The organism is Runella sp., from assembly GCF_027484545.1.
Classification (GTDB): Bacteria; Bacteroidota; Bacteroidia; order Cytophagales; family Spirosomataceae; genus Runella.
Map to the genome: position 1 here is coordinate 1 of NZ_JAIXST010000292.1, position 11214 is coordinate 11214.

The following is an 11214-nucleotide window of genomic DNA, read 5'->3' on the forward strand; positions in this document are numbered from 1 at the left end:
CCGCTGCGATTACCGTAGTGAGTAGGGCCATTCTTTTTTAGCTTTGTGCTGTGACAACTTGGGCAAAATAGGTACATAATCTTTGAGTTTAGTCACTCCAAAGTTAGGCATTTGCCCCAGTTGTCTATTTTTTTGTTATACTGCCGAATATTGAAACAACGTATTTACGCGGTAGGAGTTCCCATTGGTATTAAAATCGGTGATTTACGGAAATTTTATGTGTACGGAGGTGCAGAAGCCGCTTTTGCCATAAATTTCAAACAAAAAACTTTTATCAACGGCGAAAAAGTAGACAAGTTCAACGAATGGTTCAGCAACCGTTCTAACCCATTTATGCCGGCCCTTTTCGCGGGATTTCAGACCAAAAACGGATTTGGGTTGAAGGTGCAGTATTATCTGAATGACTTTTTGAATCCTAATTTCTCCGAAGGCGGCACAAAGCCCTACGCAGGCACTGAGTCAAAGATTTTCTTTGTGACTTTAGGATATAATTTCGGAAAGAAATCATAGGCAGTAGCGGGGCCGCCCGAGCAGTTTGCAGTTTGCAGTTAAATTTATGCTGTTTTAACTGCAAACTGTAAACTTTTTTTACTCTAAACCGTAAACTTTTTTACTACAAACGGCAAACGACTATTTTGCTTCTTTCACCAAAAAGCAGGAAGCTGCTGCCAACAACATACAGACACCTGCCAAAACAAGCGCATTACGTGGGTCATCTCCTAACAAGGATTTGTAAAAAAGCGGCACGGTGAGCATACCAATAAATTGCGGCACACAGATAAAACCATTGAAAATACCCATATAGACACCCATACGTTCTTTGGGTACCGCAGAGGCCAACATCAAATAGGGCATTGACATAATAGAGCCCCACATAAGACCGATGATGGTCATGCCGGCCAGATAAACCATTTTATCGTTGGAAAGCAGCGTCATAAAAAAGCCGCAGGCGCCAATGCACAAAAATAAGGCGTGGGTGCCGCGATTGCTGCCGATGGCTCGGGCGATGCGGGGAATAAAAAAGGAGATAAGAGCGCAGGAGATGCTGAACATAGCAAAACAAAGTCCGCCCCATTTAGTGCCTTCTTCAAAACCTGTTGGATTTGAAACTGCATCCGGAGCATTGAAAGCGTATTTGGCCGCGGCCAATGAAAGGTATTGCCACATCAACGGTAATCCGTACCACGTAAAGAACTTCACCCACCACAACTGACGCATCACGGTAGGCATTGAAGAAAGAGGAGCCAGAATTTCTTTAAAAACGGGTAGCATTAAAACTAAGTAGCCCCCAATTAAAATTCCTAATCCCCATTTGATACCATTGACAAAACCTCCTGAAAAATAAGCAAAGCCAAAAGCCAGAATAGCTGCTCCAACCGCCAATGCTAAATGCCAGAATGAAATAGATTTCTTTTCTTCTTCCGAAAAAACGTGTACTTTTTTATAGTCATCGTTTTCCGGCGGGTATTCTTTGGTGGTGCGCATTGTCCAAAGAACTGCGATTACAATAGAAGCCGCTCCTATATAAAAAGGATACCGAACTGAATTAGGAATCCCATTGGTCAATTGAGAATCTGACAACACCATGGAAACACCTAAAAGAGGTAAAATATAGGGCATCAGATTAGCGAGGGTTTGCCCGAAGCCCACCATAAATGACTGTACGGCAAAGCCCACGGGCCGTTGTTTTTCGTTGAGCATATCGCCCACAAAAGCTCGGAAAGGCTCCATAGCCGAATTGAGTCCAGCATCCAGCATCCACATTAAACCAGCTGCCATCCAAACTGCTGACGAATTGGGCATCAAAATCATCGCAATACTTCCCAAAAGCGCTCCGATAAGGATAAACGGTCGGCGGCGGCCCCAGGTAGGTGACCAACTGCGATCAGAGATTGCACCAATGATAGGTTGAAGCAATAATCCCGTTAGCGGACCGGCAAGCCAAAGACCAGGAATGGAAGCTTCATCGGCACCGAGATAACGGAAAATTGGACTCATATTTGCTTGCTGTAATCCAAAGCCGTACTGAATCCCGAGAAATCCGAAACTCATGTTCCAGATTTGCCAAAAGGTTAATTTGGGTTTTTCGTTCATTACATAGGTTAAGTTTAATAGAAAGTAGTTGCGCAATTATAGGCATTTCGTCATTAATTGCAAACCATCTGGCTTACATTTAAGTTATAAAGATTTGGATGAAAGTAATAAACACTCGCTATTGAAAGTTTAAGTAAGGGACAGCACTACTTGAGTTGTCTTACTTCTTTAAGAACCAAAGAACATTGATTAACCAGAATCCCAGACACATTCCGCATGAAATTCTTATTATTGGGTGTTTTGTCCTCCTTTTTCTTCATCTCATCCGAACCAACGCTCACGATAGAAATAACGAATATTAAACATCCTAAGGGAACACTACGACTGGGGGTTTTCCGAGCGGGCAATACCTTTGGAAGTACGTATTCTAAACCTGATTTTGGACAAATGGTCGCAGTAACGGGCAAAGGAATAGAGCGTACCGTAATGAGCTTGCCACCGGGTCGATACGCGTTAGCACTTTATCACGATATGAACGATAATTGGAAGTTAGATAAAAATTTCGTGGGCTATCCCAAAGAGCCTTATGGTTTCAGCAATAACTATCGCCCTGTATTTTCAGGGCCTAAATTTGAGGATTGCGCCTTTGAAGTAAAAGAAAGCGGGACTTCGTACCTTAAAATAAAGCTCCTGAATTAGGCTATTTCAATGGAACAGTAATCTTGGTCATATCCCAAGCGAGCACCATAGCGGGCACTGCTTCATCGAATGAAATCAGAAATTGTTCCTGCACGGCAGGTAAGGTTTCCACGGGCACTTCTACCTGAAGCACATCAGCAGCAGCTTCGCGGCTGGCTCCGCCAAAACTTACTCCCCAACTATACATTTTGCTGTTGAAAATAACCGTCCATTTCTCTTTGTTTGGAATGGTCCAGAGCGTGTATTTTCCCGCAGGAAGGTTTTTCCCACCAATGGTCAGGTCTTTGTTGGTGGTAAAAGTCGTGGCTTCGTTAGCCCCTGTCCGCCATACTTTTCCGTAAGGCTCCAAGCCACCAAAAATAACGCGCCCTTTTTTAGATGGGCGACAATAAAAAACGGAAATTTCGGTACCATCTTTCTTGTACTCTGACGTAGCTTAGGGGCTGGCTTTTTTAGTATTGGCTTGTAAGAATTTGAAGGCCACGAAGAGAACAACAGCCAATACCCCGACTACAATGCCGGTCCATTTTAAAATCTTTTTCATTGGAAGTGAGGTTAGGAATTAAGTTTTGTAAAGCTACATAAAAACCGCATTTTCTCAGTTAAAAAATACTTCATCGACAAACACCCAAGCAGGCTGTCCTTTGCCCGCGTGCCAAGCGGGTAGCTTTGCTACTGGACGAGCGATGAGTTTAATAACTGAATAATTTCCTTCTTTCAATTGACTTTGAATGGCTTCTACACGAGCGGATTGGTCTTTTGTAGGTTGTTCGGGCTGAATCTTTTGCAATAATGTCAAGTGCATTTTATCTGGCCCTCCCCAAACTTCGACCGAAGCCGGCGGGAAAATGAAGCCTCCGATGTTTTTACCAATGCTTAGGGTCAGCGATTTAACGGGCGTGGGTTGCGCAAACGTAAACAGCGCTTCAAAGGGTTTCTCGCGATAGCCTAACCAAGCGGGGTTCTTAAAATCGCTTGCTTCGCCTTTTTTCTGATTGATGAGTGTATTGCTGCCTTCGCCTTGGTATTGAGGGTTAGGTTCGTTCAGCAATTCAACAAGGGAAGGGCGATACGTACCTTTGAAAAAAGTGTATTCTACCACGTCGCTGACATACCAATTTTCTTTGGTGGCACGGGCCTTCACGACCGTGTAGCCCGAAAGAGTAATCGGTTTTTGATACACGGTCGAAGAGGTAGAATCGGGAACAGAGCCATCAAGCGTATATCGAATCGTAACACCTTTGAGAGGGTGTTTGAAAGTAACGGGCGTTTGTTCAGTCAATACAAATTTTTCGTTGACCAACATCGGCGGATTGAGTTTCAGCCGCTCGGAGTCTTTGGGAACATATCCTAATTCAAATACAGTTTTCGGATGCCGTTTTTTTAATTCAGCCAACTCTTTCTCCAGAATCGGCGTATTCCAAACGAACACTTCGGTAAGATTGGGCATTGTGCCTAAACTTTGCAAGGAGGTTGCCGTTACCTTTGTGCCTGATAATGAGAGCGATTGTAACTTTGTCAAAGTTTGAAACTTTGACAAAGTTGCCCCTGTAATTTCCGAATTATTCAAATTTAATTTCTCCAAATTTTCAAACTGCGCAATCGTAGCTAAATCTTCATCTTTGATAGGCATGTTTGACAGATTCAGCACGACTAACTGCTTTTTAATATCCGATAATTCACCCAGTTGCTCTGATTTATACATCTGACGTACGAAGAAATCAGCCTGCAACGCAGGAGAATTGTGAGCAATTGGAAAAACAACACGGAATGGATTGTTTAACTTTTCAAGAGTCGACTCAGAAGCCGGAGCAAAGTTGTAAACCGCTGCATTTTCCGTTTTTCTTTCTCCTTTTTCCAAAAATGCTTTGAGCGGATCGTTTGCCGCCAACGCTTTGAGCGGTTTCTTTACATCAGCCCCACTCTGCACCCAAGCCGTCAGCAAACTGATTTCCTGTGGCGTCAACTGGGCTTTACCTTTGGGAGGCATGTGCTTTTTATCATCAAGCGGAAGGTTAGCGCGTTGAATGATGTGACTGTTGAGGGCATTACCGGCAACCCATATCGGGCCGTTCTTTCCGCCTTTTAGCAAGCCGGCAACGGTAGTCATGAGCAGCTCTCCTTTGGTCTTTTGCTCATTGTGGCATTGGAAGCATTTAGCTTTCAAAATAGGCTGCACCGCGGCCTCAAATACGGGTGTGTCTTCAGTGATGATAAGCGGCGCGTTTTCTCTTTCCTTGACAGGAAACAAATAATTTTCCCCGTGGGTGAGGCTGGCCCCGAAATGTCCCGTGACCGCTAAAATCACTCCGCTAAACGCTAAAAACGTATTGAAAATCAGGTTGCGTTCAACGGCCTGTTGGTGTACTAAAACCAACCCATACGTCAGAAAACTCAGCCCGATTCCCGTGTATTTGTGCCAGTTCAGCAAGTCGGCCGTGTAGCCTTCTTCACGCGATAGGAAGAACCCCATCAATGCCGTCAAGGCGGCCGTCAACGCCGTAAAAGAAAGAATAAAACCAAACAGTTTGTTAAAATTGACTCCTTCAAATTCTTTTCTGAATACCCACAGCATACCCGCCAAAATCAATAAACCAATGGGCAAGTGCAGCAACATGGGGTGCATTCGTCCCACGGGTTGCAGCCACGCCGGAAGGATGACTTTGTCCTGAAATACCAATAAAAACACCAATAAGGCGTGAATGGCTAAAAGTAGGTAAGAGGTTAGGTTTTGGAAACGAGGCATTTTTGGAAAATTGTCGGGTTTAAGCAGTCGCTCGCGTCTCGCGAGTGATGACTATCGGCAGGCCTCTGGCCTATGTAAATTTAGGCCGGAGGCCTTGTAATAATCGTCACTCGCGGGACGCGAGCGACGATTATTACATCTCACTGACTTTTAACGGTGAATCTGCACAGGCACTACTATACAAATAATAACAAGGCTCCGTAACGATACCTGCCGTAACAGGATTTTGGTGTATATAGTCAATTTTTTGATCAATGACCTTATTTGAATAAAGTTCAATCGGGTGATTGGTCTTTTGCCAAAACATATTTTCTGAATTTTGAGCGTGTCGATTAGCGAAAAATTGAAACATATATACTAACCATTCTTTGCGGCTTTCCTGAGGGTTATCTCGAATAAGTTGCAGGATCTGTTTAGCTGTATAACTTTTAAAATCGCGAAGCAACTCATTCAATACCCCTTGATTACGACGACAAATCAAGTGAATATGGCTTGGCATGATTACATATTCAAATATTTCCAGATTCTTCTTCTCTTGACAGAAAGCCAGGTTTTTAATGATTTCATCAGAGTATTCTTTTCTCGTAAAAATGTCTATCCAGCCAACAACGGTAAGTGTCACAAAATAAGTAGCTTCCGGTACGTTTGCTTTACGCAGTTCAGACATAACTATGTAGTAGGTTCATTTTAGCCGTCGCTCGCCCCGTCGCGAGACGTGAGTGACGGCGGCGCTATGCAATCAATCCAGGAATTACTTTTCCGGCTAAATCTGTCAGCCGGTAGCGGCGGCCTAAGTGTTTAAAGGTCAGTTTTTCGTGATTGAGGCCCATGAGGTGCATGACCGTGGCGTGGAAGTCGTTGATGTGTACGGGGTCGCGAACGATGTTGTACCCAAAATCATCGGTTTCTCCATAGACTGTGCCCGATTTTACTCCGCCTCCCGCCATGAACGTACAATAAGCACGCGGGTGGTGGTCACGACCGTAATTATCTTTGGTGGCGGTGCCTTGGCTGTAATTGGTACGGCCGAATTCTCCCCCCCAAATCACTAACGTTTCGTCGAGCAGTCCGCGTTGTTTCAAATCCGTGATCAACGCTGCCGAAGCGCGGTCGGTATCTTTGGCCTGGAGTGGCATTTCGCCGACCATGTTACCGTGTTGGTCCCAACCTTGGTGATATAACTGCACAAATCGAACGCCTGCCTCCGACAGTTTTCGGGCCAAAAGACAATTGGCCGCAAACGTTCCGGGCACCAAGCACTCAGGCCCGTACATTTTGACGATATGGTCAGGTTCTTTGGTGAGATCGGTCAATTCGGGCACCGCCGTTTGCATTCGATACGCCATTTCGTATTGCTGTACTTTGGCCTTGATTTCGGGGTCACCAAAATCTTCGTAGGCCATGTTATTAAGCTCTGATAGATTATCCAGCATCTTACGGCGTGCCGAACGGTCGGTGCCGTCGGGGTCATTGAGGTACAGGATCGGGTCTTCACCGCTGCTGAATACCACCCCTTGATGGGTGGAATCTAAAAATCCGTTGGACCACAATTTGGAATATACCCCCTGCCCGTTGCCTTTGCCACGCGAAAGCAGCACCGAAAACGCAGGAAGGTTTTTATTTTCACTGCCCAGTCCGTAGCTTGCCCATGCCCCCATGCTTGGGCGATTGCCTTGTTGGGCACCTGTTTGCATGAAGGTAAGGGCAGGGTCGTGGTTGATGGCCTCCGTATTCATGGTTTTAATCATGCATAGGTCGTCGGCGAGGTTGGCGATATTGGGAAATAACTCGCTCATCCACATACCCGACTGTCCGTGTTGCGCAAACTGAAAGTGCGAACCTACCAACGGGAATTTGGCCTGATTGGCAGTCATGCCCGTGAGGCGTTGGCCCATACGTATAGAAGCAGGAAGCTCTTCCCCCGCCATTTTGTTGAGCATGGGTTTGTACTCAAAGCTTTCGTATTGGGAAGGCGCGCCGTTTTGGAACAGATAAATCACGCGTTTGGCTTTGGGCGCAAAGTGCGGGATACCCAACGGCAAGGCATCAGAGTCTTCGCCCGAGCCTTTGAACAAATTAGGGACAAGTAGTGAACCAAGGGCTACACTGCCGATACCTGCGGTCATTTTACCCAAAAAATGCCGACGATTTATGTTAAAGCGGTTTTCTAAGAATTCGTTGTTCATTGTAACCACATAGGGGGATAGGAAACATAGGTTTTTCGAAGTAACCTTTATTTCATGAGTACTTCTTCCAAATTATACACCATCAATATTGTCTGCATCAAGGCGGCCACTGACGGTCGGTCAGGGATGCGCGCTTGGGAAGATTCTCCTACATTCAACAATTTTGCTGCTTTTTGAGGCTCTTTCGTTAGTTCCGTTTTTTCTTCGTCAAAATACGTTCGAATAACATCCAACTCTTTAGTCTTGGCCTGTCGGCAGACAATTTGGCGGAAAGCTTTATTGATTTTATCGTCAACCGAGGATTTTTCCTGCGTCAATTTTTCTGCTAATACCCGTGCTGATTCTAAAACAACGATGTCGTTGAGCATCAGAAGGGCTTGAAGCGGCGTATTGGTGCGGGAGCGTTTTACTTCGCATTGGTCGCGGTTGCTGGCGTCAAAAATCAGCATATTCGGCGGCGGAACAGTGCGTTTGATGAAAACATACATGCCGCGTCGGTAAAGGCTGTCGCCGTGGTCCTGAATGTAGGTCTTCAGGATTCCGCGCCCAGAAGTAGCCGATTCCCATAAACCTTTAGGTTGATAAGGTTTTACGCTGGGACCGCCGATTTCGTGATTCAATAATCCACTGCTCGCCAATACCATGTCACGTACAAACTCTGCTGAAATACGCATTCTGGGAGCGCGGGCCAAAAAGACATTTTCAGGATCTTTCGATAAATGCTCTTTGGTGATAACGGACGACTGTCGATAAGTGGCCGATAACACGATTTGTTTTACGAGTCGCTTAATATCCCAGCCGTGCGTTCGAAAATCAACCGATAGCCAATCCAATAACTGCGGATGCGACGGCAATTCCCCCTGCATTCCAAAATCGCCGACGGTTTTCACGATTCCCCGTCCAAAGAATTCTTGCCAAACGCGATTTACAAACACCCGGGCCGTCAATGGATTTTTGGCATCCAGCATCCACTGCGCCAAGCCCAAGCGGTTTTGAGGGTATTTTTTAGGATTAAAGGGAAGAATAAAATTAGGCATATTAGCCGCGACGACATCGCCCAATTGGTCATAATTCCCTCGATTCAATACATGTGTTGGCCGTAGGGTGTCTTTGTCCTGCATCACCATCACCAAAACGGCCGCCGTGTCGGTTTTATTCACAAATTTCAGGATGTCTTTGACGTCCTGCGTAGTGATTTTCATATTCGGCGGGTCAGCAAAATTGGCGTCTATCGTTCCAAAAAGCCCTTTTTCGGGTACTTGATTGAAAAACGCAAAAGCGCTGTAATAATCTTTCTGCAAGATGGGGTCGTACTTATGGTCGTGGCATTTGGCACATTCGTAGGTCATCGCCAAAAACGTTTTTCCGTACGTATTGGTCCGGTCGGTCACGTATTCGACGCGGTATTCTTCGTCAATGACCCCGCCTTCCTGCGTAATTTTGTGATTGCGGTTAAAGCCTGTGGCCAACATCATTTCTTTAGCCGTGGGGTCTTCCGCTTTTTTGCCCTGTTGTTTGGCCAATAAATCTCCCGCTAATTGCCAGGTAACGAATTTATCGTATCCGTAGTTTAGGTTGAATGCATGGATCACCCAATCGCGCCACGGCCACATGGTACGCAGACCATCGTCCTGATAGCCATGTGAATCAGCGTAGCGGGCCGCGTCGAGCCACGGGAGCGCCATTTTTTCGCCGTAATGCTTACTTTTCAGCAACTCGTCCACTACTTTTTCGTACGCATTTTCGGATTTGTCTTTCAGAAAACGTTCCTGTAAATCAAGCGTTGGAGGCAATCCTGTAATATCAAGGGCGACGCGTTTGAGCAGGCGTTCTTTATCGGCTTCTTCGTTAGGGGTGAGGCCGTTTTCATCCATTTTGGACAGTGTGAATCGGTCAATCTCATTTTTCGGCCAAGCGTCATTGCTTACTTCGGGGAGTTTGGGCGTCGTTGGTGCAATAAACGCCCAGTGCGGTTTGTATTTGGCTCCTTGTTTGATCCACTTTTCAATAAGGGCAATTTCATGTTCGGAGAGTTTGAGATTAGACTCTACCGGCGGCATCAGTTCTGCCGTGTCTTTGGTGGTGATTCGGAGCCAAACGGCCGAATTGTCCAAATCACCGGGGACAATGGCGTGCTGTTTTGGATTGTCTTTTAAAGCGGCATACGCAGCGGCTTCCGTATCGAGTCGCAGATTGGCTTCACGTTTATTAGCGTCGGGGCCGTGGCATTTAAAACAGCGGTCCGAAAGAATAGGACGAATGTGGTAATTGTAATCCACCTCGTCGGGAATAGGCGCTGCTGACGCATTACCTCGATTGAGGAAGCAAGCCGTTGTGACACAAGACAGGGCAATTCCAACGCCTATTAAAAGCCTGTTTTTGAGCAAATAAGACTTTGCCTGAGGAAATATTTTCACGTTAAGAGTAGAAACAGTTTATACTAAGTACAAATATATTTTAAAAAAAATTATAAAATCAATTCGTAAGTAGAGAGTCTCTAAAATTAAGCAATAGAGAGGGATAATTTACTTTTTATATTCTACTTTATCTTCGGGGCAATGTACTTTTTTGAGCAAGGTTAGGTTCTTGTCTGTTCACAATTTGAGGCTTTAATTTCCCAAGCTTTCCCTTTCTGAAGTTAGTACGGTTTTTTTGCTGTATTGGTAAGAGTAATGTAATTTATTATCTAAACAGAGCGAATTATGAAAACGCAAAAAATCAGCGATGAAATGAAAGAATCTCCCCTTCATCAATTGTTTTTAGAAGAGATTCAAGACATTTATTGGGCAGAAAAACATTTGCTGGAAGCTCTGCCTAAAATGGCAAAAGCATCCACTTCTAAGGAACTTCGGACGGCCTTTGAAAACCATTTAGATATTACACAGGTGCACGTTGAACGCTTAGAAAAGGTTTTTGAAGCATTGGATGAAAAACCACAAGGCAAAACGTGTGAAGCCCTGAAAGGATTGGTCAAAGAAGCTCAGGGAATTATTGATGATACTGAAAGCGACACGATGGTGAGGGATTGTGGGCTGATTATGGCAGCCCAAAAAGTAGAACACTATGAAATTGCTACCTATGGCACTTTACGCGCTTGGGCTGCCATCATGGGGCACCCCGAAGTTCAGAAATTTTTGCAGGCTACTTTAGACGAAGAACATGATGCCGACGTCGAATTGACCAAAGTAGCGATGTCGTTCGTCAATGAAGAAGCCATGGCTGAAAAGTAACTATAATCATTAGTTTGTTGTGCCTGATTATACCCTAATAAAAGGGGCAAGGGATTCGTCAATCCTTTGCCCCTTTTTGTTTTAGTACCAATGAATGGGCAAAAATATCTACAATTAACCCTGCATTTTCAGCGTTTGTTTCCCCAAATTTCCACGGCTTCCCCGTGGAATTGTAGTTGCAAAAGAAATAGTGATTAGCAATATAGATAGGGACATAACTAATTGGAACAAATAATTGTAGAATTCCAAAAAATGGGATTCCAAAAATCGTCAATCCATTTTCTGGCAAAAGACAGGGACTTTGATGCCTTTGTGAAGG

Annotated in this window: 9 protein-coding genes and 1 pseudogene; 3 read left to right on the top strand and 7 right to left on the bottom strand. The window is 44.9% G+C overall.

All coding sequences use genetic code 11. The features are described from left to right. Positions 1-150 precede the first annotated feature (150 nt). Positions 151-510, top strand: a complete 360-nt coding sequence (locus tag Q0081_RS26230) for a hypothetical protein (RefSeq protein ID WP_298360639.1) — start codon at positions 151-153, stop codon at positions 508-510. A gap of 120 nt (positions 511-630) precedes the next feature. Here the strand turns inward: Q0081_RS26230 and Q0081_RS26235 are convergent, their stop codons facing one another. Then, on the bottom strand, positions 631-2094 hold the full coding sequence (locus Q0081_RS26235) for an MFS transporter (RefSeq protein WP_298360640.1): 1464 nt from the start codon (positions 2092-2094) through the stop codon (positions 631-633). A gap of 216 nt (positions 2095-2310) precedes the next feature. On the opposite strand from Q0081_RS26235, the gene Q0081_RS26240 reads away from it, so the two are divergent. Continuing rightward, positions 2311-2733, top strand: coding sequence for a DUF2141 domain-containing protein (locus Q0081_RS26240; protein ID WP_298360641.1), 423 nt, complete (start codon positions 2311-2313; stop codon positions 2731-2733). Position 2734: 1 nt separating this feature from the next. Here the strand turns inward: Q0081_RS26240 and Q0081_RS26245 are convergent. The 5 genes and pseudogenes from Q0081_RS26245 to Q0081_RS26265 all read right to left on the bottom strand — a co-directional run. Then, positions 2735-3154 (bottom strand): annotated as a pseudogene (locus Q0081_RS26245) (DUF2911 domain-containing protein); the annotation flags it as partial. Between the two features lie 177 nt (positions 3155-3331). After that, complete coding sequence (locus Q0081_RS26250) at positions 3332-5479, bottom strand: chitobiase/beta-hexosaminidase C-terminal domain-containing protein (RefSeq protein ID WP_298360642.1); 2148 nt, start codon at positions 5477-5479, stop codon at positions 3332-3334. A 133-nt stretch (positions 5480-5612) separates the two neighbouring features. Beyond that, positions 5613-6146, bottom strand: a complete 534-nt coding sequence (locus Q0081_RS26255) for an REP-associated tyrosine transposase (RefSeq protein ID WP_298360643.1) — start codon at positions 6144-6146, stop codon at positions 5613-5615. A gap of 64 nt (positions 6147-6210) precedes the next feature. Continuing rightward, positions 6211-7665, bottom strand: a complete 1455-nt coding sequence (locus tag Q0081_RS26260; RefSeq protein ID WP_298360644.1) for a DUF1501 domain-containing protein — start codon at positions 7663-7665, stop codon at positions 6211-6213. A 47-nt stretch (positions 7666-7712) separates the two neighbouring features. Next, a complete protein-coding gene (locus tag Q0081_RS26265; RefSeq protein ID WP_298360646.1) occupies positions 7713-10082 on the bottom strand; it encodes a PSD1 and planctomycete cytochrome C domain-containing protein in 2370 nt (789 codons plus the stop codon). A gap of 285 nt (positions 10083-10367) precedes the next feature. Here Q0081_RS26265 and Q0081_RS26270 point away from each other — a divergent pair, with 285 nt between their 5' ends. After that, complete coding sequence (locus tag Q0081_RS26270; RefSeq protein WP_298360647.1) at positions 10368-10895, top strand: ferritin-like domain-containing protein; 528 nt, start codon at positions 10368-10370, stop codon at positions 10893-10895. A 58-nt stretch (positions 10896-10953) separates the two neighbouring features. Here the strand turns inward: Q0081_RS26270 and Q0081_RS26275 are convergent. Further along, a partial coding sequence (locus Q0081_RS26275; RefSeq protein ID WP_298360649.1) for a hypothetical protein occupies positions 10954-11214 on the bottom strand: 261 nt, incomplete at its 5' end.